The 26494-nt window shown below is 44.0% G+C and carries 23 protein-coding genes and 1 pseudogene; 7 read left to right on the top strand and 17 right to left on the bottom strand.

Going from position 1 to position 26494, the window contains the following annotated elements; genetic code table 11:
* Positions 1 to 116 precede the first annotated feature (116 nt).
* The 5 genes from BFP72_RS10385 (at position 117) to BFP72_RS18995 (ending at position 7040) form a co-directional block, all read left to right on the top strand.
* Positions 117 to 2294: a glycoside hydrolase family 3 C-terminal domain-containing protein gene (locus BFP72_RS10385; RefSeq protein WP_099599075.1), complete on the top strand. Its 2178-nt coding sequence runs from the start codon at positions 117 to 119 to the stop codon at positions 2292 to 2294.
* A 76-nt stretch (positions 2295 to 2370) separates the two neighbouring features.
* A complete protein-coding gene (locus tag BFP72_RS10380) occupies positions 2371 to 4320 on the top strand; it encodes a glycoside hydrolase family 97 protein (protein WP_221406506.1) in 1950 nt (649 codons plus the stop codon).
* A gap of 295 nt (positions 4321 to 4615) precedes the next feature.
* Positions 4616 to 5305 (top strand): response regulator transcription factor, encoded by a 690-nt coding sequence (locus BFP72_RS10375; RefSeq protein WP_099599074.1) that lies wholly within the window; start codon positions 4616 to 4618, stop codon positions 5303 to 5305.
* Positions 5302 to 6660: a HAMP domain-containing sensor histidine kinase gene (locus BFP72_RS10370; RefSeq protein ID WP_099599073.1), complete on the top strand. Its 1359-nt coding sequence runs from the start codon at positions 5302 to 5304 to the stop codon at positions 6658 to 6660. Before BFP72_RS10375 ends, BFP72_RS10370 begins: the two co-directional genes overlap by 4 nt.
* Before the next feature lie 29 nt (positions 6661 to 6689).
* Positions 6690 to 7040: a hypothetical protein gene (locus BFP72_RS18995; RefSeq protein ID WP_143520033.1), complete on the top strand. Its 351-nt coding sequence runs from the start codon at positions 6690 to 6692 to the stop codon at positions 7038 to 7040.
* A gap of 48 nt (positions 7041 to 7088) precedes the next feature.
* On the opposite strand, the gene BFP72_RS10365 is transcribed toward BFP72_RS18995, so the two are convergent.
* From BFP72_RS10365 to BFP72_RS10340, 6 genes and pseudogenes are all read right to left on the bottom strand, one after another.
* Positions 7089 to 7673, bottom strand: coding sequence for a hypothetical protein (locus BFP72_RS10365; protein WP_099599072.1), 585 nt, complete (start codon positions 7671 to 7673; stop codon positions 7089 to 7091).
* Positions 7674 to 7808: 135 nt separating this feature from the next.
* A complete protein-coding gene (locus tag BFP72_RS10360) occupies positions 7809 to 9161 on the bottom strand; it encodes a glycoside hydrolase family 28 protein (RefSeq protein ID WP_099599071.1) in 1353 nt (450 codons plus the stop codon).
* A gap of 4 nt (positions 9162 to 9165) precedes the next feature.
* Positions 9166 to 11133 (bottom strand): T9SS type A sorting domain-containing protein, encoded by a 1968-nt coding sequence (locus tag BFP72_RS10355; RefSeq protein WP_143520032.1) that lies wholly within the window; start codon positions 11131 to 11133, stop codon positions 9166 to 9168.
* A gap of 585 nt (positions 11134 to 11718) precedes the next feature.
* Complete coding sequence (locus BFP72_RS10350; protein WP_099599069.1) at positions 11719 to 12009, bottom strand: helix-turn-helix domain-containing protein; 291 nt, start codon at positions 12007 to 12009, stop codon at positions 11719 to 11721.
* Positions 11999 to 12298 (bottom strand): annotated as a pseudogene (locus tag BFP72_RS10345) (type II toxin-antitoxin system RelE/ParE family toxin); the annotation flags it as partial. The gene BFP72_RS10350 and the pseudogene BFP72_RS10345, both read right to left, overlap by 11 nt.
* 454 nt (positions 12299 to 12752) lie before the next feature.
* Positions 12753 to 13766 (bottom strand): hypothetical protein, encoded by a 1014-nt coding sequence (locus tag BFP72_RS10340; protein ID WP_099599068.1) that lies wholly within the window; start codon positions 13764 to 13766, stop codon positions 12753 to 12755.
* A 51-nt stretch (positions 13767 to 13817) separates the two neighbouring features.
* Between BFP72_RS10340 and BFP72_RS18990 the strand changes: the two genes are divergently transcribed.
* On the top strand, positions 13818 to 14045 hold the full coding sequence (locus BFP72_RS18990) for a hypothetical protein (protein WP_221406505.1): 228 nt from the start codon (positions 13818 to 13820) through the stop codon (positions 14043 to 14045).
* A 529-nt stretch (positions 14046 to 14574) separates the two neighbouring features.
* Here BFP72_RS18990 and BFP72_RS10330 read toward each other — a convergent pair.
* The 11 genes from BFP72_RS10330 to BFP72_RS10280 all read right to left on the bottom strand — a co-directional run bounded on the left by BFP72_RS10330 (position 14575) and on the right by BFP72_RS10280 (position 24919).
* Positions 14575 to 15633 (bottom strand): DUF5677 domain-containing protein, encoded by a 1059-nt coding sequence (locus tag BFP72_RS10330; protein ID WP_143520030.1) that lies wholly within the window; start codon positions 15631 to 15633, stop codon positions 14575 to 14577.
* A 245-nt stretch (positions 15634 to 15878) separates the two neighbouring features.
* Positions 15879 to 16280 carry a hypothetical protein gene (locus BFP72_RS10325; protein ID WP_099599065.1) on the bottom strand — a complete coding sequence of 134 codons (402 nt, stop codon included), beginning with the start codon at positions 16278 to 16280 and terminating at the stop codon, positions 15879 to 15881.
* 218 nt (positions 16281 to 16498) lie between these two features.
* Complete coding sequence (locus BFP72_RS10320; RefSeq protein ID WP_099599064.1) at positions 16499 to 19150, bottom strand: SUMF1/EgtB/PvdO family nonheme iron enzyme; 2652 nt, start codon at positions 19148 to 19150, stop codon at positions 16499 to 16501.
* A 26-nt stretch (positions 19151 to 19176) separates the two neighbouring features.
* The gene (locus BFP72_RS10315; RefSeq protein ID WP_143520029.1) at positions 19177 to 19581 is read right to left on the bottom strand and encodes a hypothetical protein; all 405 of its coding nucleotides are present in this window, start codon (positions 19579 to 19581) and stop codon (positions 19177 to 19179) included.
* A gap of 286 nt (positions 19582 to 19867) precedes the next feature.
* A complete protein-coding gene (locus tag BFP72_RS10310) occupies positions 19868 to 20149 on the bottom strand; it encodes a hypothetical protein (protein ID WP_099599062.1) in 282 nt (93 codons plus the stop codon).
* Between the two features lie 373 nt (positions 20150 to 20522).
* Positions 20523 to 20960: a hypothetical protein gene (locus BFP72_RS10305; RefSeq protein ID WP_099599061.1), complete on the bottom strand. Its 438-nt coding sequence runs from the start codon at positions 20958 to 20960 to the stop codon at positions 20523 to 20525.
* Positions 20961 to 21222: 262 nt separating this feature from the next.
* Positions 21223 to 21816 carry a hypothetical protein gene (locus tag BFP72_RS10300; protein WP_143520028.1) on the bottom strand — a complete coding sequence of 198 codons (594 nt, stop codon included), beginning with the start codon at positions 21814 to 21816 and terminating at the stop codon, positions 21223 to 21225.
* A gap of 192 nt (positions 21817 to 22008) precedes the next feature.
* The gene (locus BFP72_RS10295; protein ID WP_099599059.1) at positions 22009 to 22518 is read right to left on the bottom strand and encodes a hypothetical protein; all 510 of its coding nucleotides are present in this window, start codon (positions 22516 to 22518) and stop codon (positions 22009 to 22011) included.
* Positions 22519 to 22769: 251 nt separating this feature from the next.
* Positions 22770 to 23378 (bottom strand): hypothetical protein, encoded by a 609-nt coding sequence (locus BFP72_RS10290; RefSeq protein ID WP_158233372.1) that lies wholly within the window; start codon positions 23376 to 23378, stop codon positions 22770 to 22772.
* A gap of 277 nt (positions 23379 to 23655) precedes the next feature.
* Complete coding sequence (locus BFP72_RS10285) at positions 23656 to 24039, bottom strand: hypothetical protein (protein WP_143520027.1); 384 nt, start codon at positions 24037 to 24039, stop codon at positions 23656 to 23658.
* Between the two features lie 265 nt (positions 24040 to 24304).
* Positions 24305 to 24919, bottom strand: a complete 615-nt coding sequence (locus BFP72_RS10280) for a hypothetical protein (protein WP_143520026.1) — start codon at positions 24917 to 24919, stop codon at positions 24305 to 24307.
* Between the two features lie 853 nt (positions 24920 to 25772).
* Here BFP72_RS10280 and BFP72_RS10275 point away from each other — a divergent pair.
* On the top strand, positions 25773 to 26384 hold the full coding sequence (locus tag BFP72_RS10275; RefSeq protein WP_099599055.1) for a C40 family peptidase: 612 nt from the start codon (positions 25773 to 25775) through the stop codon (positions 26382 to 26384).
* Positions 26385 to 26494 lie beyond the last annotated feature (110 nt).

The following is a 26494-nucleotide window of genomic DNA, read 5'->3' as shown; positions in this document are numbered from 1 at the left end:
TTGTTGCTGTAGAATGGCATAAACCTGTCGGGGTTTGAACTTGGTGAGATGCGAAAAGTGCCCTATGATGAAAATGACAACCCAATCAACCTATTTAAGTCATAAAGAAAAGTAACATGAAATTTGTTTTGTATTCATTGGTAATGGTTTTCTCATGCCTCTCCGCGCTTGGACAAAGCACGGAGACGGCACGGGAATCCCAAATTGACAGCCTCATCGCCTTGATGACGCTGGAGGAGAAGGTCGCGATGTGTCATGCACAGTCCAAATTCAGTTCGCCTGGAGTACCTAGACTCGGTATCCCCGAGATCTGGATGTCGGATGGACCACACGGTGTGCGTGCCGAGATCAACTGGGACAACTGGGGCTATGCCGGCTGGACCAACGATTCGATCACTGCATTTCCGGCGCTGACGGCTCTGGCTTCTACCTTCAACCCGGAGCTATCTGCGGCCTATGGAGTGGCTGTGGGTGAGGAGGCGCGTTACCGCAAAAAGGACATACTCCTCGGCCCTGGTGTCAACATCTACCGTACGCCGCTCAACGGGCGAAACTTCGAATACATGGGCGAGGATCCTTATTTGGCCTCCCAAATGGTGGTGCCTTATATCCAAGGGGTACAACAAAATGGAGTAGCTGCCTGTGTCAAACACTATGCGCTCAACAACCAAGAACTATGGAGAGGACACATCAACGTCCACGTGAGCGACAGAGCCCTGCACGAGATCTATCTGCCAGCTTTCAAAGCAGCAGTGGTAGAGGGCGAAGCTTGGTCGATCATGGGGGCATACAATCAGTTCAGAGGGCAGCACTGCTGTCACAACGAGCTGTTGCTCAACGATATTTTGAAGACAGACTGGGGCTTTGATGGTGTAGTAGTTACCGACTGGGGTGGTGCACATGACACCAAACAGGCTGCCGAGTACGGTCTCGATATTGAGATGGGAACTTGGACTAATGGCCTGACAGCTTCCAAGGCGCTAGCCTATGACAATTACTTCCTGGCGAGCCCGTTTTTGAACCAGATCAAAGCAGGTGATTTGTCAGAGGATTTGGTGGATGACAAGGTGCGTAGAATCCTACGTCTGATGTACCGCACCAGCATGGATGCGACCAAACCACTGGGCCGTGTCAACAATGCCGAGCATCACGCTGTGGCAAGACAAGTAGCGACCGAAGGGATCGTTTTGTTGAAAAATGAAGGAGACTTCTTCCCAATTGACCCCAATCAGAAACTGAAGATTGCCGTGATCGGTGAAAATGCCACTCGTCAGATGACGCTGGGTGGAGGCTCTTCGGAGCTGAAGGCGCAGTTTGAGATATCGCCTTTGCAGGGATTGCGTGAGCGCTATAGGGAGGCGGAGATTGTACACAGCATGGGGTATGCTTCGGGTGCGCCGGCTTATGGTCGTGCGTTGCCTTCTCCGTATGATGCGGACTCATTGAAAGCAGCTGCGCTAGCAGTGGCTAAGGATGCAGATGTCGTGTTGTTCTTTGGTGGGCTCAACAAGAACCACTACCAGGATTGTGAGGGCGGTGACCGTTTGCAGTATGGCTTGCCTTTCGGGCAGGACGAATTGCTCCACGAGTTGGCTGCTGTCAATGCCAACCTCGGGTTGGTCCTCATCAGTGGCAATGCAGTCGCCATGCCTTGGCTGCCAAAAGTGAAAGGCGTGATGCAAGGTTGGTACCTTGGCAGTATGGCTGGATATGCACTGGCTGACGTGATCAGTGGGGATGTCAATCCGTCGGGTAAGATGCCTTTTTCGATCCCGAAGCAGCTGAAAGACAACGCTGCGCATAGCTTTGGAGAGATGTCTTACCCTGGTGATAGCATCGATCAGTATTACAAGGAGGGTATTCTTGTGGGCTACAGATGGCACGATACCAAGAAGGTCACGCCGCAGTATGCTTTTGGGTACGGGTTGTCTTATACGGATTTCGCTGTGTCAGCGATCAAGACGGACCGGACAAAGTATAGTTTGACGGACGAAATCACGGTGTCTTATGCTGTCACGAATACCGGCAAAACTGCAGGTGCAGAAGTGGTACAAGTCTATGTCGGAAAACCTAAATCCAAAGTCAACCGAGCCAAGAAGGAATTGAAAGGCTTTGATAAAATCACAGTAGAAGCAGGGCAGTCTGCAACAGGCTCGCTGACGATACCTGTGTCCGATTTGGCTTACTACGACGAGAAGAGCTCAGATTGGAAAGTAGAATCAGGTAGTTATGTGCTTTACATTGGGAATGCTTCGGATCAAATCCAAAGGGAAATAAAAGTACAGATTAAGTAAAGTGTAGTTCGTACACTTTACTTAATCTCACTATATTTATTGCTTGAAATTCTAAAACAAACAAAAGACTACAAGCATGTTTAAAAGAAAGATGATTGCATGGATGGCGATGATAGGATTGTTCTATTCTTGTCAGCCCTCTGTAGATACTACCTCCAACCAAGTCAGCAGCCCAGATGGCACGTTGGTACTGACGGTGGCACTATCCGAAACAGGGAATGCTAGCTACTCAGTAACCAAAGATGGCACTGCCGTCCTAGAGACATCTCAACTGGGTGTACGCAGACAGGACGGGGAATTTACTGCAGGACTGAAATTGACAGCTACATCGGAAAGCAAATCGATCAAGGATAGTTATACGCTCAAAGTAGGGAAGAGACGAGACAACCAGTATCTTGCCAACCAAAAGGTTTTCACTTTCGCGAATGCACAGGATCAAATCATGGAAGTGATCTTTCAACTCTCAGATGATGGAGTGGCTTTTCGTTACCATTTTTTGGGAGAGGCTGGAGAGCAGAAGTTCATCACGGACGAACTGACGACTTTCAATTTGCCAAACGATGCCCGTGCATGGTTGCAACCATGCGCAGATGCCAAGACGGGCTGGGCACAGTGCAATCCGTCTTATGAGGAAAATTACTTGATGGATATATCAGTGAATCAAGCCAGTCCTACCAAAGCAGGCTGGGTGTACCCTGCGCTGTTCAAGACAGGAGACAACTGGGTGATCATCTCCGAAGCAGGGCTGGACAAAAACTACTGTGCGACGAGACTCGAACCAAAATCTCCAGAAGGGGAGTACAAGGTAGGTTTTCCACAAGATGCAGAGCAGATATTTGATGGGGAGTTGTATCCTGAGTCGACTTTGCCATGGTATAGCCCGTGGAGAGTATTGGCGATTGGTTCGCTCAAGACCGTGACCGAGTCTACGCTGGGAACTGATGTCGCGACTCCTGCGATTGCAGGGGATTTCTCATGGGTAGAGCCAGGACGTGCCTCTTGGAGCTGGGTACTACTCAAGGACGATATGACCAACTACCCCGTATCCAAGCAGTTCATAGACTATGCCTCAGACATGGGCTGGGAGTACTGCCTCATCGATGCGCTCTGGGATACGCAGATCGGCTATGAAAAGATCCAAGAGCTGGTGGACTATGCAGCGACCAAAGACGTAGGCTTATTGCTGTGGTACAACTCAGCAGGCAATTGGAATGAGACTTTTCAGACCCCAAAGGATATGATGCTGACTCCTGAGTCTAGAATGGCAGAGTTTAAGCGTATCAAAGAGATGGGTGTCAAAGGAGTGAAGATTGACTTCTTCGGTGGAGACGGTCAGTCGGTGATTGAGTATTATCACGAGATATTGACGGATGCTGCAGAGGCGGGAATCATGGTCAACTTTCACGGCTGTACTTTGCCTCGTGGCTGGCAGAGAACTTATCCTAACCTCGTCTCTATGGAGTCGATCAAAGGGATGGAGTTTATCACTTTCGATCAAAAGGATGCAGATGTAGCAGTGCCACATTGTGCGATGTTGCCGTTCACTCGAAACGTATTCGATCCGATGGATTTCACGCCCGTGGCATTCTCGGAGATACCGAACATCAAACGTTTGTCCTCCAATGGTTTCGAATTGGCTTTATCGGTACTATTCGTGTCGGGTGTGCAGCACTATGCAGAGACGGCAGAGGGTATGCAGGCCGTTCCAGAGTTTGTGCGTGAGGCAATGCGCGCCGTACCTGTCAAATGGGATGAGACCGTATTTGTCGATGGATTCCCTGGCAAGCAGGTCGTGATGGCCCGTCGCAGTGGCAAGAACTGGTTCATCGCTGGTATCAATGGGGAAACCGAAGAAAAGGCGTTGACTTTGGATCTTTCTTTTGTCAAAGGACTCCAAGGAACCATGATCAATGACGGAATGACCAACAGAGACTTGGTGCAAGATCAAATCACTGTTGCTGAAGACGGCCAATTGCCAATTATTTTGAAACCCAACGGTGGTTTCTTGATTCAGCTTTCAGAGTAATCATTCTTCTCGTGAAGGGGGAAATAATAATAAATCTCAAATGAAGTTTGTTATAAACTTGGGCGTGATGCTGCTCCTCGCGAGCAGCATCAGTGCTTAAAAAGGCTTGCCAGAGTCTTAGAAAGAGGTGCTGCCTCTAATAACATCCGCCCAAACAAGCGTGACGGGTAAAGTAAGCGGATGCTATTTTATTCGTGATGATAGGGGCCAGCGCTTCTCTCATTACATTCTAATTCCAAAAAGTGTCAGGGTAAAGGAATATTGTGGAATTTTACTCGAATTTACTTTTTGTCAGATGAAAATATTGCTTGTTGAGGATGAGGTGCAGGTGGTTTCATTTCTGAAAATGGGACTCGAAGAACATGGTCACAGTGTTTCAGTAGCTTTGGATGGACAGTCGGGGTTCGAGATGCTCGTGGGGCATGAGTATGATTTGGTGCTGTTGGATATCATGCTGCCAGGCATCAATGGTATGGATTTTTTGCGTCAAGCACGTGAAAAGAAGATGCAAACACCCATCATCATGTTGACTGCCCTAGGCACTACCGAAAACGTCATATCTGGATTGGAAACAGGAGCGGATGATTACTTGGTCAAGCCCTTCAAGTTCGAAGAACTGATCGCGAGGATGACTGCCGTGACACGACGTAGTGCTACCCGAGAGAAGGTAGTCGATGATCACATCTTGAGTTTTGCGGATATAGTGGTCGATGATCACCTCAAATCAGTCAAGCGCAATGGAGAAAAGATCAATTTGACCCATACAGAATATCGGTTGCTGTGTTGTTTGATTCGCAACAAAAACAGGGTGTTGACTCGGGAGCAACTGCTCAATCAGGTTTGGGGGATTGACTTTGAGTTGACGACCAATGTCGTAGATGTCTATGTCAACTACCTAAGAAAGAAGATTGAGAAGGAAGCGAAAGACCGCATCATTCATACTGTGGTGGGGATAGGTTATGTGCTCAAAATAGAGGACATATGATACGCCTGCGTGTAGCGATATTGTTTTCCTTTTTGACGGGGCTTGCTTTACTTTTCTTTATGTCCTTGGTGTATTTCACCTCTAAGGACAACATGGAAGATAATTTTTTTGATGACCTGATGGACAAAGCGAATCTCGAAGGGGAAGTGCTTTTGGAAAAGGATGAGTTGGCAGCAGAGATATACCAAGAGATCATTCTGAGTCATTCGGTCAAACTCACCGAGGAGCGGCTCTATGTTATCCCTGTGTCCGATACTTTGGGATCGATAGCTGAGGGCGTACTGGAGCGAGAGGTGTTGCGTGAGACGCTTCGTCACGGCGAGTACCGCTACTACAAAGACACGCAGCAGTGGGTGAGCTTGTTTTATACGGACAATCAGGGGGACTTTATTATTCTACTCACGGCGGTAGATGACGAGAGCGAAGAGGAACTGAGTGATCTAGTCAGCAGCATGTTGTCCGGGTTGGTTTTGACGATGATCGTTCAGTTTTTGGTGGGGTGGTTTTTTGCCAAGAACATTACCTTTCCTATCGTAACGCTAGCGGCTCAACTCAAGGAAATCAATGCCAGCAAGTTGTCCAGTCGTGTAGTGGTCAGTGAGAGAAACGATGAAGTTCGTCAGCTGGAAGTGACGCTCAACGAGATGTTGGACAGGTTGGAAAAGGGGTTTGACCTCCAGAAAAAATTTTTGGCGAATGCCTCTCACGAATTGAAAACGCCCCTCACCATCATTAGTGGGCAGTCGGATGTCGCACTACAGCGCACCCGGACGGTCGAAGAGTATCAGGGGTTTCTACAAGTGGTGATGACCGAAACGGATAAGCTAGCGCAGATCATAGCGGACCTGATCCAACTCACAGAGGTGAGTACAGGAGGGAGCAAGTACTTTGAGAAGGCAAGTTTTAGGGTCGAGGATGTCATATTGGAGCTGCAGGCTTTTATGTTTCGCTACCTCGGCCAGGACCGCATCAAGGTAAACTACGAAAGCGAGGAGGAGTCATACCAACTCGTAGGGAACAAAAACTGGCTGATTATCGCCTTTTCTAACATCGCTAAAAACGCCTTGAAATTTTCGGATAACCAAGCGGTCTTGCTTCATATCGGGTTTGATACCAAGGGTCATACGGTATCTATCGCCTTTGAGGATAGGGGGATAGGGATTCCGAAGGAGGATTTGCCCATGATTGCTGATCCGTTTTTTAGAGCCATGAATGTCGGTGCGATTCCAGGCTCTGGGATAGGACTGTCTATCGTCAATGAAATCGTCAAGCTACACGAAGGACAGATGCATATCACCTCTGAGTTGGGGGTAGGGACCACAGTCAGGGTCGTGCTCCCTCTCGCAGAAGGCTAACTTCTAATCGATTTCTAATCCATCTCTCAGTGCTTTATCAGACCCATGTGGCTTCTTCGTGTCAAGAAATTCTACATGATGATCAACAAGCATTTTTTCAATCAAAGCAGAGCCAGCAGCCCATTCACTACCGAGGATTGGATGTTGGCTTTGTTGGTTTTGATAGAGTCAGTGGTGGTAGCCTGTGGGATTATTTCTTTGGTTTACCTATAAAACAATACAATCATGAAGGCACAATACAAAACATATACGAAGAGAAGCATGGCTTATTCTATTCTCACAGATATGGTAAAGGCGGTCAAGGAGGTCTTCTCCAAAAAGAAAACAATCAAGAAGAAGAACAGCAAGAAGTTCTATTAGGATTGTATAGCCTGGGATAGGGGGGCTATTTGATTTGATACCCCTCAAACCAAATAGATCCTACTCAATCACAAGACATTCGCTACGACTTGGAGGCAGTATCTGTGGGGTGGTCGCTTCCAAGTATCGGAGTGATGAAATCGGTAATAGCTGTTTCGATTGGCCAGCGGTTTCACTTCGTAGGAGAGGGATTCATCATACTTGGATGTTTTTTCGGTTTCCAATGCTACGAGAAAATCTTTGTCTAGGACTAAGTCATAGTTGGACAAGTCCAAGGTGAGCCAGCCTTCGTCGATGGCTTGAGTTAGCCAGATGGGCTCGTGGATTTGTGTGAGGGTGGGCTGTCCGTTTATTACTTGATAAAAGCTGATTTTGAAATCCAAGCTATCTACTGCAGTGTCAAATACGTAGAGTTTCACGGTTTGGACCTGTACGGTTTTTTTCTTCAATTTGATCACTTGGCCGATCTCGATGCGGTCTGTATTGTCCCGAAACATGCCGTCGGCGAAGTGAATCAGCTTGCCATGTCTTTTTGTTCCAAAGGTTTTTTCCTGTATTTGTTCTCCTTTGTCATTAGGAACAGAGGCTGCGGTAGTTGTCAGTGCGGTACATAGGAGAAGTGCGTTCAAGGGGAGATTGAATAGTGTTTTCATGATTGATAATGAGTGAGTTATGTCTTTGGGTCAATAATGTAAGTGACTAGTCAATGGTTGCTTTTTGTCCACTAGCTATCGACCAAATCCAGCGCAAACCTCACCACACGTTGTTCTGGAGGGATTCGAGATTGGTCAGTGAACGGACGTAGGCGCAGTGATGTCCTTGCCGACGATGATCTCTTCGAGAGTGACATCTAGTGCATCGGTGATGCTGAGCCCATATTTAGCTTCTTTGACTTTGATGTTACGCAACTGGATGTTTTTGATTTTCTTGTCTGGATGACCTTGTATTACGATGGCCGATTGATTGGCGGACTGGCAGGTGACATTGGAGATGTAGATGTCGGAGACCTGTGAGGGGTACTCGCCACTGCCTTCGTTGTGGTAATTGGAGGTGATGTAGAAGCAGTCCTCGACTTCTAGGAGACTGACTCGATCCATGTGGATGTTTTGGATATATCCACCTCGATCGGTATTGGTTTTGAGATATATGCCACGCTTGAGGTATCCACTGGCTTGGCAGTCTTGGACGTAGACGTTGCGGACGCCTGCGGCCATTTCACTGCCCACGACGAGGGCATGCAGCCCTTGGAATCGGCAGTTGCGCGCCACGATGTTCTCGCTGGGTGTGATGCTGTTGGCTCTGCCCTCGTGATCGCGTCCTGCTTTGATGGCGATGTTGTCGTCGGCGTTGTTGAAGTCTATGTCCTCGATCAGTACGTTGCGGCTGTACTCTAGATCGATCCCGTCGTTGTTTTTGTTGTGTGCATCATAGGAGAGGCCTCTCATCGTGATGTTGGAGCATCGCAACATGTGTAGGCACCAAAATGGTGAGTCTTCGACGTGTATTCCTTCGATGAGGATGTTTTTGCAATCAAAGAATTGCAGGAGTTGTGGCCTGAGGTAGTGCCCCTCGCCAAACTGTCGCTCAGTGATCGGAGTGGAGGCGTGGTTCATGTCACGACTGTGTTGTTTGTCTGCCTGTTCCTTTTGTTTCCAATCCATCCACAGATGTCCCTCTCCATCGATGGTTCCCTCACCAGTGATCGCGATGTTTTCGGCTTGGTAGGCGTAGATCATGGGGCTGTAGTTGTAGAGCATGGTACCTTCCCAGCTCGTGATTACCATTGGGAGGTAGTCTGCAGGGTTCGAACCGAATCGAATCTTGGCGCCTTGGTCAAGGTGTAGCCTGACATTGCTCACGAAGTGGATCGGTCCGTGGAGGGTATAGGTGCCCGCAGGTACGACGATGGTGCCTCCTCCTTTTTTCTTGCAGGCCGCCATGGCTTTGGCGAATGCCAAATGGTCGTCACTGATCGAGTCACCTTTTGCGCCGAAGCGCGTCACCTTGGTGGTGTAGGAGGGGAATGTCGGTACAGAGATCTCAGAGAGGATGCCGTCTATGGCAGCCTTGGTTTCGGAGGGTTGTCCCTGACTTTGTGCAAAGCAACACAAGAGTAGGGCAGTCGTCAAGAGTCGTATCATGATACTAAGGGTTCAGAATGAGTTTTTTGGTGATCACTTCAGTGTCTGTTTGGATTAGTACGAAGTATATCCCAGCATCGAGCACTAGGTTGAGGGACATGCTAGAGTGATGGTTGCCGGGCTGTCGGAGCATCACTTGTCCAGTCTGGTTGACAAGGTGTACCGAGCGAATGACTTGGGTCGTCCCTGTGGAGATCTGTAGTGCCGAATCGTGGAGGGGATTGGGATAGAGCATGGCTTGATTCGGAGCGAGCGGTGATTCGAGTATGATCTGGACAGTGAGTGTGCCCGATAGACTGTCATTGGCGGTGTTGCCTGCTGTCTTGGCCCAGTAGGTGAATATTCCTTCTACTGTAGGTGTGCCGCTGAGTGTTGTCGTTTGTTCGTCTGGATTATCTGTCGCAGTGATACCTTCGGGCAAGCCGGTCACAGAGACACCTGTGGCATTCTGCCACGTGAGCACGATATCGGCGATGGCTTCACCGAGTTCGATATGTTGGGTGGTGTCGCTCTCTGTGTCTACTAGCAGCAGGGCAGGTGTTTCGTTGTTTTCGTAGTTGGTGTCTCCTCCGCTCAGCTGCGCCTCAGTGAGGGACGCTACGAGGCTGTGGAGGTACATTTCTACATTGGTGTAGAACGCACTCATGTCGTAGAGATTCCGGTCCGAAGCATCATCCTTGTCCAGTCCGTGAGTCGTCTCCCAGTCATCGGGCATGCCGTCTAGGTCAGTGTCCGTCGGTGCAGTAGACGAATCGTAGGTCGACCATCCACCGACATCTGCTTGTGTATCGATGAGTCCGGGCTTGGTGTCTCCTGTAGTAGACCCGAGATATGTGGTCGTACCGTTGCGCGCTTCATTTGTGATCCTCGTGTCGTGTATGTCACGGGACAAACTTGCTCCAGCATGATCCAAAACTCTATCAAAGGCATCTTCCGCACTATGTGTGGTGATTTGTCCATAGGCAAATTCCACCTCTGATTTGACATCTGCATCCCTCAAGTTTCCGCTGGGATTTATACCCTGCCAGTTGTCTTGGGTGACGGTCTCGCTACCATGCATGTAGTTGCCGTCGACATAGAAATATCCATGTGTGCCACTGAGGTTGCTGTTGCTGCCATTGTCTGCATCAGGTTGGAAGATTTGATACTGTCTACTGCTGTTGGTCGCCGGTCCGGATCTGTAGTAGTTGTTGACGAAGTTGAAGCTTCCGCCTTCGCCTGCATAGCCACTGTTGGCTCCCCAGTTGTAGATGACGTTGTTTCGAAAATCGACCAACTCTAAGTCAGGCCTGCCCGTGTATCGACTGCCGTTCATGCGTGGGTTTCGGCTGTCGTGATGTGCGAGGAGGTTGTGGTGAAACGATGCGCCTTGTCCACCCCAGATGCCACCATAGCCGTGCGTGCCTTTGTCATGCACGGAGATCCGTAGACTTTCTGAGAGGATACACCACTGTAGGGTGAAGGCCTCATTGTCGTAGAACGAACCGCACTCGTCAGTACTCCAGCTGAGCGAACAGTGATCGATGATGATATTGCGCTGATTGCGTCCCCAAATGGCGTCTCCTTCGTAGGCTTTCTCGTCTCCCATGCGGGTACTGATGTAGCGGATGATGATGTTGTCAGCAGAGATCTGCAGGCTGTAGTTTTTGAGACAAATGCCCTCGCCAGGAGCTGTCTGGCCAGCTATCGTAAGGTCACCGTTGGTGATTTTGAGTGCACTCTGTAGTTCGATAATGCCCGATACAGCGAATACTACAGTACGTGGCCCGCTTTGTTTGATGGCCTCTCTGAGACTACCGTCTCCTGAGTCGTCGAGGTTGGTGACGTAGATGACCTCACCTCCACGACCTCCCGTCGTGAACCGCCCGTGTCCTTCTGCACCTGGAAAGGCTGGCGCGAGGGTATTGATAATCTGACTCGATGCAGTACCGATCGTACAGCACATGAATATACCTAGTAAAATAGCTCTCATCTTTCTTAGTTTTGTGATTAGGTACCCGTTTGCAGGACTGGGTTTGTCTACAAGGAGCAACCGAATCAGACAAGAATACCTAGACCACTAAGCTACCGAATAGGAAACAAGCACTTTGAAAATCAACTATCCAATAATTGAGCGACTCTATTCATTAATGAACATCAAGTAGTTTTGGTGAGCTGACTGTGTGTGTTTCCAAGGTGATGGTTAGTCCTTGCCAAGTGGTGGGTAATGTATGCTAGCGTTTTTGTCGTTTCGTTTATTACTTCTTCAAGTTTTAGGAAACACTTTTCTTGCTGACAAAGCGAGTAAATCATTAAGGTTTCATGAGAGTTCAAAATACCAGTATACCACAGATTCCAGTTGGAAGGTATATATCAACGAATTTGTTTGTTCTCAATATTTGTCTCTCCAGTTATGTTCATGCCATACAACGACTAGCTATGCCACGAGGGTTTAAGTGATTTAATGTTTCGGACACAAAGTAGGGGAAATCCTCGATTTTCCCGGGCTAGAAGAAAGTAGCAAAGTTTACCTCACCTCTAAGTCGCCATGGGATATAGATCATGTTACAGTTCTTTTTTAAACGTCAATACTGATCGTCACTTTGCCGCCAAGACCTTTTTCTACGATATCATAGAGAGTCTTGAGTGTTAAGTTACTTCCGTCGTTTTCAACTCTTGAAATGTAGGTTCTTTTCTTGTTAACGAGTTCTCCTAGTTGTTCTTGAGTCAGGTGTTTGTCTTCTCGGGCTTTTCTTAAAAGCAGTCCAACAGAGAAACTTGAGGCTTCTCGTTCCAACTGGTCACGTCTTGTTGTTCCTTCGACTCCATAGACGTCATCTTTGATTGATTTCCACGATTTAGTTTCCATGATTCTTTGGTTTATCGTTGTAATAGTCTGACTTCAATTTAAGTGCTTTTTGTATTTCGTTCTTAGGTGTCTTTTGGGTCTTCTTCTGAAATCCATTTAATAGAATCACCAATTTCCCCTTGTCGAAGAAGCAAAATACTCGCCAAATGTTTGACCCCAGCTTAATTCTTGCTTCATAAAGACCGTCTGTATTTTCAAGATATTTGAGGTATTGGTTCGGTATTCGTTCCAGAGTTTCAATAGCCTCAATTATTTTGAAAACTTTATCCTGAACCTTAGTTGGCTGGCTCTTAAGAAAGTCCTCAAAGTAATGTTTTTATGCTATTACTTCTCTGATTTTGTTTATATGACAAATGTAACTTAAAAGTTACTGATCAGCGAAATAGTCATGGAGCATAACGCCACTGTATCAATCGTAGTGTGTGATAATACAGCCAAAGTAGTGAAAATCTGCCGAACCTACTAGCGAATCGGTGAGAGCTGCGTTACGCCGATCTTCCGGTGCGGCGAACTGACCTCACAATAAGCAGAGAAGCAATTTCCGCCGGCAGATGCACGGGTTCGTTCCGCCGAAGCTAGCTAAATGCTCAGTTCGCACATGCACTATGACGCCATGTTACATGCCGCTTAATTTCTTTTTCACACTAGGCGAATTCAGAGAATTCGCGGGGCTCGTAAGTAACCACAAACCTACCGAAACCCACTGACACGACATGGTGTCATAGCCCTTGTTGTGTACATTTTTAGTAATTGTCAGAATCAATTTCAGCCAAATCAACTTGGGGGAAATCGTAATGTGTAACCAGCTCGTTTTGAGTAAAGGTTTTATTTTCAGGATTGATGAGGCTACATAGGATCCCTTCAATTTCATGTAATTCAGTTAGGTCAATGTTTTCCAAAATTCTTTTTGTTCTGGTGATTGCATATCTAGAAGTTATTTGACCAGCTTCCATTACACCTGAATTAAAATCAAGGAGACTTCTGAATTCCTCGGAGAACCTGAAAAGTTTAGAGACTGTAAAACCAAGTTTTTTAATTAATGAAGAGGATTGAGAATCTCTTTCCCATCGCTGTTTTTCATGCTCACTATGAGAAGCATAATCTTCAATATCCTTAATCAGAAGAGTAAAGTCTTCTTTTGTCCTCTTTTGTAAGAATCCAAGGTGCTCAAAGTCTTCTTGTATGTTAGAACCGACTTTAAATGCTTTCATTAAAGAGAGTATTTCCAAGTATCTAAAATATCGAGGTTGATTAAATTTCAAACTTTCAGCATTCCACTCACTTCGGTTTGGAACATACGCTTTGAATTCATAGAATTTTAAAATTAAATCGATCGTGCTGTATTCAGTTTGTTTAAGTGAGGTTTCGCCAATGTAAATACCAAATAATTCTTTGTCTCTATAGTTCCAACCGACAACAATATTTAGTTCGTTATAGAAATAATATGCTGTTCCTCGTCTCTTCTCAATTGCATTAGGAGTACCAAAGATTTCTGTGATATATTCTTCTCTATTCAGCTTTAAGTTTTCTAATTTTTGAGAACGTAATAGGAAACCAGTAATTGATTTTTCGTTCGGAGAGTCAGAGAAAAAAGCAACTCCTTCTTGAATATGGAACCATCCTCCATAAGGCTTAATATTAGAAAACTCCTCTGGTAATTCATCAAGTGTAAGTCCAATCTTTAGACCTAGAACAGTAATCTCTTGAAGATTGGTAGAAGGTGATTTTAAAAGTGAGAGATTATCTAATAATTCCATTTTTCTTTATTGTACACAACGACTAGCTATCGGGCGTATGTCCTACAGCTAGTGAATAGCACGAATGTAGTAAAATCTGCCGAAGCTCACAACGCCTGCCTGCCGCAGGCAGGGTTCCAAATGGCACTGCGTTCCGAAAGTCTAAAAATCCTGCCAGTAGAAGTAAGTAGAAAGCACCGCCGATTCCCAGCGGCAGATATCACGGTCGAGTTGCAACGAAACCAGCCAGAAAGCACTAAGACATATGCCCGATCAGCGTCTGTTACCAGCCGTCTTTAATGGATTATAGACCTCCGCCATTGAGCATCCTTTTCTATTATTCGTTCGCCTGTTGTTGCGTCAATAAAGATCAGTTCACCAGTGTCAGGGCGTTCTGTTAGATGGTTCTTAATCCTCCAAAGGAAGGAATTGAATTCAATGTCGAAAATCAAGCCATCATTATATATTCCTAATCCATATTGAAGTCCAGAGTTAATGGCTAAATCTATGGCAACCAAACTTTTTTCGCACAGAAAGTTAGTTCGCTCGAATATCTCGGTTCCAAGTTGAGCTAAGACGGCAGAATCCCCGGTTGATTTAATTTCGTCAGGTATCAGACTATTTGAGTTCTGCCCGAAAACAAGAGTTCCGGTGAAAGGAATTAGAAAAGTTAGTATGAATTTGATCTTGCTCATTGGCAGTCATGGCTGGTAACGTCCAACTATCATCCGTAAGCTGGACTTTTCAAATATCTATAAAAGTATCTCATCGCACTAGCCTTTGCAAATAGCTCAGGAAGCTTATGGATGATAGTGTCTGTTAGCTGCTTTTAGATGTCAAAGGATTTCTGTTGCTTTTCAAATATTTTCTCCAAAAGCAGAAGGTTAACCTCATATTCACTTGGTGTGGAAAATTCATACAACATATAATCGTTAATATCATGCAATATGCTCAATGTAAATTGCATTGGATCAATGAAATGAACTAAGTCAATTTCCTGTGCCATTAGTCTCGGAAGAATGATCTTGCTACCTTCCATAAAGTTCTTGAAACCATTGAAATTTGAGTGCATTTGCTCGCAACATAACAGATAATACGGTCGATATTTGCTCATTTCCACTCTATCTTCTATCAGTCTAAAATTCGCCTTTTGCTTTCCAGGAAATAGGTCATCAGCCCATCCAAAGTCATTAGATAGAAAGTCTTTACCGTACTCTTTCTTAAGACTCTCTGTCTCTTTTTCTAGTTTGATGTCAGTCGATTTTGGCAGCTTCTTAAACCCTAGTTTTTTATAATGTTTATTGAAACTCGCCACCTTGTTTTTTGAGTTCCTAATTGAATGTTTGTAGAATTTATCAGCAAGTTCTGGATCGTTCTCCGTTGCTAGTAGCATCAGAATAATTGCGTTTTCATAAAGTGATCTCCAAATGATCATTGCTCCATCTATATGTCCGCAAAGCAAGAGGTTTGCAATCTCATCAGCTCGTCTAATAACTAGTCCATACAGTGCAACATTGGTTTTCAATGTACTATCGATCCTTTTTCTACCTATTCTTTCTGTTATCTTCTCAAAAGCAATTGCGCACCCATTTATATAAAGGTGGAATGGGATAATAGAATTTTTATTAGTGGTTGCAATTGTCTTTTGATTTTTGAAATGTGACTTTAAGAAGTCATTCAGCTTGAATTTATGGTGCTCTAAGTAGGTACTTGAAATAGTATCTTCATATGCAGTAACCAGATTATCGAACTCAGGTGCAAGTTTAGCAATGATCTCTTCTTCTGATAGTTCAGATTCCTTGACAGCAGAAATAAGAGAAGAGTGAAAAAGTTCATCAAACTTATCAAAGAACAAACCCTTTATTTCGACTGACTTATATCTTCCCAAAAATTTCTATCGTTTTAGTAGCGGTTATTGCAGCTAACGCCTGTGTAGGACGATGTGCCCTCACAGTTTGATTAAGGCAGAAAGATAGCCGATCCGCGCACAACCACAAAAGTCTGTTTAGCCATTAGCCCAGGTTTAGACCGCCAAGGAAACCACGAATGCGTTCTCGGTATTCTAGAGATTCCGCGTGGAGCGGTGGTGCTGATTCTGGCATTGGTTCGGTAAGAAAGCATGGGCATTCGTGCCTACACCCTGTTAGCAAATGTGTTTTTCTGTTCTCTGATGACAATTGTTATTAGCGTTAAGATGCCACAGACTAATGGAATTAGAGCAAATGCTCTGTTGATTTCGCCACTTGACGATGCTTCAAAAATCCCCCAGAACATTGGTTCATCACCGATTACCAAAGGGCCTAATTGATAAATGAATTGAAATATGACTATTCCAATAAGCATAGAGTTGGGCGTCTTTAATTGATTCCTAAATATTAGACTAAGCGTTATTCCAATACTTATGTGGATGAGGACTAGCATTCCCATTAGCATTGGCATCATTCCAACGTCTCCTCCTGATAGGTTAGTTGTTCCAATCCAGAGCATGAAAAGAACAACTGTTAATGCAACTTGTTGAAAAAGGTATTTTATCATAAGTTACTCAAATCGAATATTTGCTAACGGTTAGTATATGAAGCGTAGCATCCCGAAGGGTGCTATGATTTTATATACATTGTTATGAGCATTTATTTATCAATTTCGTACTTAATAATTAACTTTGGTATAGTGATTTATTAAAGAAGTTTAATTTATTATTTTAATTCATAATTATTCAACCAGATAAAGGATTGTGGGAAATATTGATTGTTTTTTTAAGGTGTCCTAGCAAGCCTAAAACCAATACTATTAAATCTAACGTCAGGGCTGAAGTACCCTCTATTTGAAGTCCTACAAAACAGAGGTTTGCGGTTCCAGCTACAACCTCTAACAATCTTATAATCACCTGATTTAGGACCAGCATAACCAATTTCAGATTTTTGGGGATAGTCTCCATGCCAATCATAGCACCACTCCCAGACATTTCCTATCATATCGTACAGACCAAGAGCATTGGGCTCAAAGCTTCCTTGTGGTGCCGCATGTTCAAAAGAATCGTCATCTGAAATGTGATTAGCATAAATACTTAGACTATCATAACTATTTGTTCCAGCAAATTTCGTCCTTTCAATAGAGCCTCCAGCTGCAGCATACTCCCACTCCGCTTCAGTTGGTAATCTGTATCCATTCTTTGAGAGGTCTTGCATCCAAGTGTCTTCATCATAAACAGGTTCGAACCCGTTTATTTTACTTAACCAATTACAATATCGAATAGCATCAAACCATTGTATGTTAACCACAGGACGACCACCTCTGCCTCTTTCCTCATCACTTGGCAAATTTCCTCCCAGTAAAGCATAAGGTATATATTCATCGAAGCTCACCTCGTATACACCTATTTCAAAATTGTTTACTTTAGCAATATGAGGGTCTTCATCATAATCAACATCTACATCGTCAGACCCCATCGTGAAAACACCACCATCGATTAATCTCATTTTTGGCTTCTTTGGAGTAAGACGTTCCTCAAAACTAGATAATTCTTTATCAGTTATAATGCGTAGTAAACTAGTTTCTATACTCTGATTTTGAATAGTTACGCTATCAACCCTTTTGTCAAAATTTGCTGTTTTTAAGAGAATACTTTTCGCGCTATCAATATCAGAAGTATAATTTCTTAAGTATACATACCAACCATATCTTTTACTTACTTGGTCAGCAAATGCATTATAATTTGGATCATCGGTTAAAAGATTCAAGAAATCTACTGCACCAGATAATAGGTTCAAAGATCGCTCTATGTAGAAGTCTTCATTAGCTTTATCTGCGAGTGATATAAGCTCATTGAATCTTTGTTTCACTTTTAAAGCGTCCGTGTCTATTTTTTCTCTTAACTCATCCTTTGCGTTTTTTGTGTTTCTATATTGAAGAAAAGAGAACACCCCTAGACATACAATAACCGCAATTGAAACTAGTGCTATTAATCGCAATACCTTGCTTCTTTTTTCCTCTTTTCTCTTTTTTTTTCTACTTAATCGAATTAATTCTTTTTCAGAGATTGTTAAAACCTTCATGCCATATTGACCTTTCTCAACTATTTCTAAATCAACTTTGTCGAGTGGGTTGTAGATAAGGTTCCCCTCACTATCTCTTTCCGAGTTCTTTAAGCGGTTTTCCAAAATAATTCGAGCCTTTTGACCAGGAAAGTTGGAAGAATGGTATTTTTCATCAATTAATTGTGCCAATGAATCATGTCCAAGCCTAAGGTTGTTTTCATTGTTAGGATTTATATCTTCGGTTAATAAGTAAAGATTCTTCAATTCTGTTATTAGTGAATCTATTTCGTCAATATGAACATAAAGGGCTAAAATGTTTATTCTTGGATGACTGGCTGAAGTTTTATGTTTAGTCACGAAGGTTTTAAGAATATCTATGGCTAAGCCTGTCTCAACCCATTTAACATTTTTGCTCCTCAGAATTTTGAGCTGCTCATCCACAAACTCAGCCAGAAAAATACCAGTGTTTTTTATGTATCCCTTAAATAATTCTTCAGATATTAATGGTGAGTTAGGATTGGTGTGACTTGCTATATTCCAAAGTTTGGTCAGTAAAACTTGAAGTGCTGGGGCAACATTTGAGGTCTCATCTCGAAGGATTTCATGAGCTATTGCTTCTGGCAAATTAGACTCAATAGTCAAATTGAATTTAGAGTTGAGGTTTTTGTTCCGCTCGACACCAGAAATTGCTTCAACGACATCCTCTTTGGATAAAGGCTCTATAAAAAGCTTTGTGTAGTTTAGTTCATGGTTTGTGAGTATTAATTCAAACTCTGAAAGATACTCCTTGCGAAAACTTAATATGAATCTGGTTTTTGACTGATTCGTTATGACCTTCTTTATTTGTTTTATTGTGTCCGTAAATTCACTAGGATTTTCGGCATTTGGATTCGTAAAAGCTTCCTCTACTTGATCCAAAACAATAATTCTTGGTGAGTCAATGTCAAGGGAAACTTTATTCTTTACAAAATCATCAAAAGTTGAAGTTAAAGACCTACGATGGTATATAGTTTCCCATTGAGCATCAGTTCTTGGAAGCAGCCCCGCGTTGAGTAAAGAGGATTTACCAACTCCTGACTGGCCGAAGAGCAATATTATTTTATCACCGAATTCGTTTTCTATAAGATTGAATAATTGATTAATTACTCTCCCTCTTCCGAAAAATATTCTTGCTTCAGAACGTGAAAACCATCTTAGTCCGATGAATGGTTCTTGAGGGGTCCCTATGTCAGAAGAAATATCTGGTAGTCCATCGAAATAGTTAATAGAACTTTCTTGTTCAGATTCGGAATAATAGATGTCACCAATATGGATGTTCCCTTTAATATTTCGAAATCCACCTGTTACTACATTTTTACTTTTAGATATCATTCCAAGAAATATTACTTTGATCTTTTCTACCCTTTGTTTACGTCACCTAATGAAATATTACCTTTTATATTTTTAAAACCACCAGTTACGACATTCTTACTATTTTCAATTAGTATTCCTTCAGCCTTTTTGTGACCTTTTATACTCTCATTAAGCTCTGAAATAATCTTCTCAAGCTCATCTATCTTTCCTTGTTTAGTTGAGAGTTCCGTCTGGAGAAATGCCATTAACATTCCTTTATTTACATTATCCGAGGGGTCGGTTTCAAATTGATCTAAAGCATCAGAAGCTACTTTATTTGATTTAAATAAATCTTTTGTGAAGGTTTTTAGATGTTCAAGAGTTGATTTAATTCCCTCTCCAATTCCTGTTTTGTCCAGTATTTCTTTGCAGGAAGCAATTCCTGCAAGTGCCGAGTTAATTATTTCCATGTGTTCCATATCTATTGGCTTTACGCTTTGTATTTAATTGCTCATAACGATCAGCTATCGGGCGTATGTCCAGCAGCCAGTGAATAGCACTAAAGTAGTGAAATCTGCCGAAGCTCACAACGGTTCTAAATGGCACTGCGTTCCGAAAGTCAAAAACTCCTGCGAACTGAAGTAAGTAGAAAGTACTGCCGTATCTCAGCGGCAGATATCACGGTCGAGTTCCACAGAAATCTGCCAGAAAGCACTCAGACATATGCCCGATCAGCGTCTGTTAGGAGTCTGTTATTTATTCCGTCAAGAAGTCGAGTTCCCCAGGTTTTACGCTGCGAGTTAGTTGGTTCGCTTGTCCGTTTGTATCGATGAAGTTGACAACTACAGATGTTCCGTTGTTCCATCCCATGAGTGAAAAGTTACCCTGACGAATATAAAAGTCCGAATTGTATGATGCTGGTGTAGATTCCCAGTCAGAAGAGTGATCGTTCGCAAACTGTTGCAGTCTGTTCCACTTGTCTGAGTTGACGGAAATCGTGTCAGTTCGCAGTTCACTTAGTTGCCCGTTCTTCGGCATTACGGTTAGAAGAATTGGCGTGTTCTGGTCAATCAGTTCAGTCAGTTCAATGTCGGTTTGACAGCTGAAAAGAGTTGTTAATAAAGTTGCTATTAAAAGTTGTGTTCTCATTTTCTGCGTTCCGCCATGACTCCTAACGTCCAGCTATCGGGCGTATGTCCTGCAGCTAGTGAATAGTACTAAAGTAGTGAAATCTGCCGAAGCTCACAACGGTTCCAAATGGCACTGCGTTCTGCAAGTCAAAAAATCCTGCGAGCAAAAGATGGCAGAAAGCACAGCCGTAACTCAGCGGCAGATATCACGGTCGAGTTGCACCGAAACCAGCCAGAAAGCACTGAGACATATGCCCGATCAGCGTCTGTTGGGAAGCGTTTTAGTCTTCTAGGTTATCTAGTTTGAAGTCAGCGTTCCTAAGTTCTCTCCAGTTCCAGTAGGTTTCGAAGAAGTTGTCATGCAGGAATTCCACGTGTTCATCAAAATCCTCTGGTTGATCCACTAGCAGAACCTCTGACCACTCACCCAGTTCAGGATCTGGGTCACTAGTTCCATCAATTATGTTGAAAAGTTCAAAAAGTACAGATGCTGAGTTACTCGCCAGAATCTTTCTCAAGGCGTTACGAAGAGTTTCGTCGTTCTTAAGACGTTCGAGAGAAGATTTCTCGGCTTCAGTTAGTCCACCGTTTGGCGGATAACCGATGAGTTCATCCATTCGCCCTTCGTTCAGGTCGTTCGCCAGAGCGTTCGCTGTGTCCTCAATGGTCTTATGTAACTGAGTTAAAAGAGTTGTCCTGTTTTCTTCTGAAAGGTTCATATGTGTTCCGTGTATGCTTCCCAACGTCCAGCTATCGGGCGTATGTCCACTGCTGGTGAATAGCACTAAAGTAGTGAAATCTGCCGAAGCTCACAACGGTTCCAGGCGGCACTGCGTTCCGCAAGTCAAAAACTCCTGCGAGCAGAAGTTAGTAGAAAGCACTGCCGTATCTCAGCGGCAGATTCACGGTCGACTTGCACCGAAACCAGCCAGAAAGCACTTAGACATATGCCCGATCAGCGTCTGTTGGCATCCGTTTTTTTTAGATTTCCTCTACTTTCTTGGCGGTTGTTTCCAGGAACTTCCGAATGAGCTCTGATTCAGTATAAGGTCTATAGCTGTCACGTGCTGATTGTTCAATATCGGCAATGTCAGCCTTAAAATCGTCCGAAAAGTAGAGTTCGTATGCGGCATAGTTTGAATACAGTTCAAAAAGTTCGTCCGACTTAATGGTTCTGGCAAACTCTGTTGGATACTTCTTCAAATATTCGATAATGGGTGTTCCCATAGCCTCCGAAAGCGCACCATCAGATTGTTTCAGGATTTTGTTGAATACAGGTAAATAATATTTTCTGGTGTTTTTGTTGGCAGATGTTAAGCTGTCCAAAACCCTAAAAGTAACGTAGTTGTCCGAAGGTTGGAGTTCATCGTTCATGAACTGTTCAGCAATGGTTCGTGAATTCAAGTCGGCCAGATAGTAGTAATGATGTTTAATTCTTAGCGTATCCGTTTCTTGTCCAAAAAGGTCAAGAGTTGAAAGAAGAGTTAAGAAGACGAGAAGCTTTTTCATCATGCAGTTAATGGATGCCAACGCCTGCGTATGGTGCGTGTGCGTGTCGTTTGATAATACAGCCAAAGTAGTGAAAATCTGCCGAACCTACTAGTGAATCGGTAAGAGCCACGTTCCGCCGATCTTCCGATGCGGCGAACTGACATCACTATAAGCAGAGAAGTAATTTTCCGCGGCAGATGCACGGGTTCGTTCCGCCGAAGCTGGCTAAATGCTCAGTTCGCACATGCACTATGACGCCATGTTATGTGTATTTTTTCAGGATACCCCCTGCACCTTCAAAGAGTTGCTCTCATCAAAATACATTTCTGCTATACCGGTTCGGTCTGGTATTTGGTTAGTTTGGGCAATTTTTGAATTGGGAATGTCAATTACGAATATTTGATAACTTTCAACGTATTCCTCTGCACCAGCAAAAGCCACAGCTCCAATTGTTCCATCATGGTTAATTGCAGTTGCGCATATTGGACAGTTCGACTTTTTATCAAACATCTTTTTCCCAGTTAGATCAAGGATCAGAAGCTGGTTGAAAAATTCTGGGTTTTCGTGTTCGACGTTACATAGGATTACTACTCCACTATTGGCAACTTTTATATGATCTGGGTATTTGATACTTCGAATGTAGATAGGTTCCGTTCTAGCTGAGTTAGCAAGTACAACTTTTCCAAGTTCCAGTTCGCTAGGAGGGAATTGACGAACTACCACAAAGTTACCGTTAGGAGAATAAGAAGCCTTTCCAGTTAATCCGGCAATAGTTTCAATTTCCATAGAATTTGCGATAGAACTAGTTACACATAACGCCTGCGTATGGTGCGTGTGCGTGTCGTTTGATAATACAGCCAAGGTAGTGAAAATCTGCCGAATCTACCAACGAATCGGTGAGAGCTGCGTTCCACCGATTTTCCACTGCGGCGAACGGATCTCACTATAAGCAGAGAACTTTTTCCCGCGGCAGATGCACGGGTTCGTTCTGCTGAGGCTGGCCAATACCTCAGTTCGCACATGCACTATACGCCATGTTACATGCCGTTTTGCTCTATTTGCATCAGTTGCCTGTTCAGGTAGACGCTTTCAACTTGTAGGACGTATGATTCGATTGTTGTCATTGCGTTCAGTGCTTCGATCAAGTTAGCCCGGCTGAAATAAATACCGACAAAAGTCTTTTGGGCTTGATTGGGGTCATTTTTGAATACTGCTATTTCTTGAGCATCTTGAGCTATTCGTTGCTGCGGAATCCCTTGTTCAATAGAATAGTCAACAATGGAGTTCGCCAACTGTTGAAACTCCTTTCCCTTGCCTTGGTTCACCAAAAAATCGAATACAATTTTCTGTTCGGTTGGGCTAAAAATATTACCGTATTCATCCAAACCGCCACAGTTCGAAATGAGTTCTTGCTTAATCTGTTCAGTTCGACCTAAGATGTCGTTTCTTACTTCGTTAATCGTAATCGGCGAGTAAGGAAATGAAACATTAAGATATTCAACAACGGAATCGTTTTCTGTTATTTGATCTCTGTTTAGAGCTTCGGAAGTTTCTAGGTTCAGGATTGATGCATCTACTCGTTCACCTGTTCTGTTCGAGCAGGATAACAAAAGGATGGCTAGAAATAAGTACAATGTTGGCTTCATATTCATGGCATGTAACGTCCGCGTATGGCGATGTGCCCACACGGTTTGATAAAGCACTAAAGTAGCCGAATCGCGACAAACTACAAAAGTCTATTTAGCCATTCCTGTTGATCGAGACAGCTTGAGTCACGAATGACCATTCCTCGGTATTCTATTGATTCCTGAGCGGCGCGGCGGTGCTGTTTCCCGCACACCATTGGTCACGCAGCATGGGCATTCGCTATCACGCTATGTTAGAGCCCGTTTATTTTCGTCTTGCTTATTCGTTCGTTGGAGTTTAACCGTGCCAGATTCTGTAGTTGACCACCTTGCCTTCTTCAAGTTCCAATACTAATGATCCAGTGTCTATCCAATGTCTTGACATTCCCAGATAGTATCTTAGTTCAGAATTGCTCCTACCCGAGGGTTGACCAAGAAGTTCAATTACCTGTTCGCTTGACATTCCAATGAGTTCGAAGTTCGTGGTTAGGCTATGAGTCATGTCCCATCTTAAAGAGGCGCTTGCTTCCGTATCTTCCCAGTTCTTCCAAAGTTCGGAGTTGAATTCGGTTCTGTTCTTGAAGTTCTCAATTTCAGGACTAAATACGAAGTATGCAACATATCCAAGGTAACCGATGATACCAATAGAAAATAAAACGGCTAAAAGTTTGATTATCCTCATGACCTTACGAGTTGCTCTGATGGGCTCTAACGCCTGCGTATGGTGCGTGTGCGTGTCGTTTGATAATACAGCCAAAGTAGTGAAAATCTGCCGAACCTACTAGCGAATCGGTGAGAGCTGCGTTCCGCCGATCTTCCGCTGCGGCGAACTGATCTTGCTATAAGCAGAGAAGTTTTTCCCGCGACAGATGCACGGGTTCGTTCCGCCGAGGCTGGCTAGATGCTCAGTTCGCACATGCACTATGACGCCATGTTACAGGCTTTTTTTAGCCATAAATCAAAGCCAAAATAAAAGGTATCGTTATGATGATTGAAATGATAAGAGGCTTCCAAATCTTCTTCTTGCGGTGTTTCAATTCTTTGCCGAGTTGATGATTCCAGAAAATCTCGGTTAAAATTACTGCGCCAACTAGGTTGAATACGGTCACCAAACTGGAATTAGTTCCAATTTTTTCGTTGGTAAAAATTATAATGGCTGTGTAAACCACTCCAAATGCTAAAACCAAAAATCTACTTGAACTTCTGCCCATTGTCTTCATGTTCGACATAAGCAGGGCAGCTCCAAAAATAGTTGAGAAAAGGGCTGAAAATAGAGTTATAGCTGTTTTGGTGTAGAGTTCAGGTGCATCAGGATCATCAGTAATGTATTTTTTACTTTTATTAAATACTGGTTCATATTGTTCTTCGAGGCTCTCTGATTTTGCTTTCGAAGGTTCCGAATCAAGTTTCATGGTTACTTCGGATTCAGCGTTACGCTTTTCGAGTTCCCACACAGCGGCTTGACGGGCTTCTTCGACATATGGGGAGTTTTCGGCAAGTACTGCATTAAGTTCAGCTTCGGTTTTGCCTGACATTGTTTTTGAGAAAAGGTTTTGGTTCATTCTAGTACTAATTGCCTGTAACATTTGTGTAAAGTGCACAGTGCACTTTATATCTGCTATGTCTTTTATACTGTTCTTTATTTTTCTACGTAGTGACAGCTCTCAATAGGGTGAATAGCTCACAGGATAGAGATGGCTGCACACTTCGAAGATAGTGATAGTCTAGTGACCAAACAACAATCCTAGGTTGATACCTACTTGCTCCAAAACCTGACGGAGGGCTATTCGGATTCCGAGTAATGCCTCAGGCGAAGGGTTCAAAGCTTATTTCGCGTTTCCCTTGATCGTGTACTTATTTCTCGAACTTATGCTGCAGGAAGCCGACTGCTGATCGGCTTGGTGAGGCCAAACTAGTATTTCCTGTCGATATTTCCCAAGGCTACAGGCAAACCTCTTGGTATATCACAAAATGCGATGAGGTGGGTGCTGTATTTTGGATTGGGAGGGGGATGAGACTTGATCTCTCCAACCTAAGCTTAGTTCGGCTCCTATGTTGCCTTACCTCAGGGTCGAGGTAAGCTTAGGTTCACCCTGCGGTAAGCTTAGGTTGGGGCTCTGGTAAGCTTACCTTCAGGCTCAGGTAAGCTTAGCTTTGTTGCAAGTCCAAAATGCCCTCGCCAGGAGCTGTCTGGCCAGCTATCGTAAGGTCACCGTTGGTGATTTTGAGTGCGCGCTGTAGTTCGATTCCATTCTTTGCTTAGGCTACTTTGGTGTTTTTAGCAAACGGGCAACCCGTTTTCGGTATAGGGATTGGAGATTCTCCGTATATTATCACGCGGGATTGCTTTTCGGCATCCAATCGAAACTTTGAGAGTGACTGAGCGGTTGTTTGATTGTTGTAAATATCATGTAGATGAAAAAAATATTGACTCTTGTACTTTGGATGGTGTGTGTTGAGAGGAGTAGTGCTCAGGATGCACTTTCGGTACTCTTGGCCCAACACCTGAATGATTCGCTCATGCTTGAGCGAATCGACCAATTTAGGAAGGGAGGGTATGCCAAGTCGTTTGACTGTGGGACACGTACCCGAGAAGAATTCATTGCCAAGGCCAAAACGTATCTAGGTACTCCATATCAGTATGGAGGGACAACCACCCAAGGCATGGATTGCTCAGGTTTGATATTTAGGACCTTTAGGGATTTGGGACTGCAGGCCCCACATGGTGCACAAGCGCTGGCCCGTTTTGGGCAGATTGTATTGGATCGAGACGAGCTGATGCCTGGGGATGTAATTTTCTTTTCCCGGACCTATCCTACGAGTAAACTGGTGACGCATGCGGCATTCGTCATTGAGGATGGTCAGATGATTCATGCTTCCACGTCCAAGGGCGTACAGATTGTCCCGATGGATGATCCGTATTATTGGAACGAACACTATCTGTTTGGTACACGCATATTTGGAGTGATTCCAGAAGTTCCGATACCGAAGGATGCAGATACTCCTGTAAGATTGAATGAGGATTAGTCTTACTTCAGATGCTTTTTTCCTGTGTTTGGTTGGACGGGAGCGTTCTCAGTTATGAGTAGTTGCGTGCTTCATGTGCATATTGTTTAGTTGTCTTTGATGGACTAAAC

The sequence above is a fragment of the Reichenbachiella sp. 5M10 genome (genome assembly GCF_002742335.1).
Taxonomy (GTDB): domain Bacteria; phylum Bacteroidota; class Bacteroidia; order Cytophagales; family Cyclobacteriaceae; genus Reichenbachiella.
This window is presented reverse-complemented; position numbering and strand designations above follow the sequence as displayed.

Excerpts from the sequence above, each read along its gene's own strand:
- BFP72_RS10380 (WP_221406506.1), top strand. The coding sequence starts at position 2,371 with ATGTTTAAAAGAAAGATGATTGCATGGATGGCGATGATAGGATTGTTC.
- BFP72_RS10305 (WP_099599061.1), bottom strand. The coding sequence starts at position 20,960 with ATGAACCTTTCAGAAGAAAACAGGACAACTCTTTTAACTCAGTTACAT.
- BFP72_RS10350 (WP_099599069.1), bottom strand. The coding sequence starts at position 12,009 with ATGGAAACTAAATCGTGGAAATCAATCAAAGATGACGTCTATGGAGTC.
- BFP72_RS10385 (WP_099599075.1), top strand. The coding sequence starts at position 117 with ATGAAATTTGTTTTGTATTCATTGGTAATGGTTTTCTCATGCCTCTCC.
- BFP72_RS10280 (WP_143520026.1), bottom strand. The coding sequence starts at position 24,919 with ATGAACCAAAACCTTTTCTCAAAAACAATGTCAGGCAAAACCGAAGCT.
- BFP72_RS10290 (WP_158233372.1), bottom strand. The coding sequence starts at position 23,378 with ATGAAGCCAACATTGTACTTATTTCTAGCCATCCTTTTGTTATCCTGC.
- BFP72_RS10275 (WP_099599055.1), top strand. The coding sequence starts at position 25,773 with ATGAAAAAAATATTGACTCTTGTACTTTGGATGGTGTGTGTTGAGAGG.
- BFP72_RS10355 (WP_143520032.1), bottom strand. The coding sequence starts at position 11,133 with ATGAGAGCTATTTTACTAGGTATATTCATGTGCTGTACGATCGGTACT.
- BFP72_RS10360 (WP_099599071.1), bottom strand. The coding sequence starts at position 9,161 with ATGATACGACTCTTGACGACTGCCCTACTCTTGTGTTGCTTTGCACAA.
- BFP72_RS10315 (WP_143520029.1), bottom strand. The coding sequence starts at position 19,581 with ATGGAAATAATTAACTCGGCACTTGCAGGAATTGCTTCCTGCAAAGAA.
- BFP72_RS10375 (WP_099599074.1), top strand. The coding sequence starts at position 4,616 with ATGAAAATATTGCTTGTTGAGGATGAGGTGCAGGTGGTTTCATTTCTG.
- BFP72_RS10310 (WP_099599062.1), bottom strand. The coding sequence starts at position 20,149 with ATGCCGAAGAACGGGCAACTAAGTGAACTGCGAACTGACACGATTTCC.
- BFP72_RS10295 (WP_099599059.1), bottom strand. The coding sequence starts at position 22,518 with ATGGAAATTGAAACTATTGCCGGATTAACTGGAAAGGCTTCTTATTCT.
- BFP72_RS10325 (WP_099599065.1), bottom strand. The coding sequence starts at position 16,280 with ATGATAAAATACCTTTTTCAACAAGTTGCATTAACAGTTGTTCTTTTC.
- BFP72_RS10320 (WP_099599064.1), bottom strand. The coding sequence starts at position 19,150 with ATGATATCTAAAAGTAAAAATGTAGTAACAGGTGGATTTCGAAATATT.
- BFP72_RS10365 (WP_099599072.1), bottom strand. The coding sequence starts at position 7,673 with ATGAAAACACTATTCAATCTCCCCTTGAACGCACTTCTCCTATGTACC.
- BFP72_RS10285 (WP_143520027.1), bottom strand. The coding sequence starts at position 24,039 with ATGAGGATAATCAAACTTTTAGCCGTTTTATTTTCTATTGGTATCATC.
- BFP72_RS10370 (WP_099599073.1), top strand. The coding sequence starts at position 5,302 with ATGATACGCCTGCGTGTAGCGATATTGTTTTCCTTTTTGACGGGGCTT.
- BFP72_RS10340 (WP_099599068.1), bottom strand. The coding sequence starts at position 13,766 with ATGGAATTATTAGATAATCTCTCACTTTTAAAATCACCTTCTACCAAT.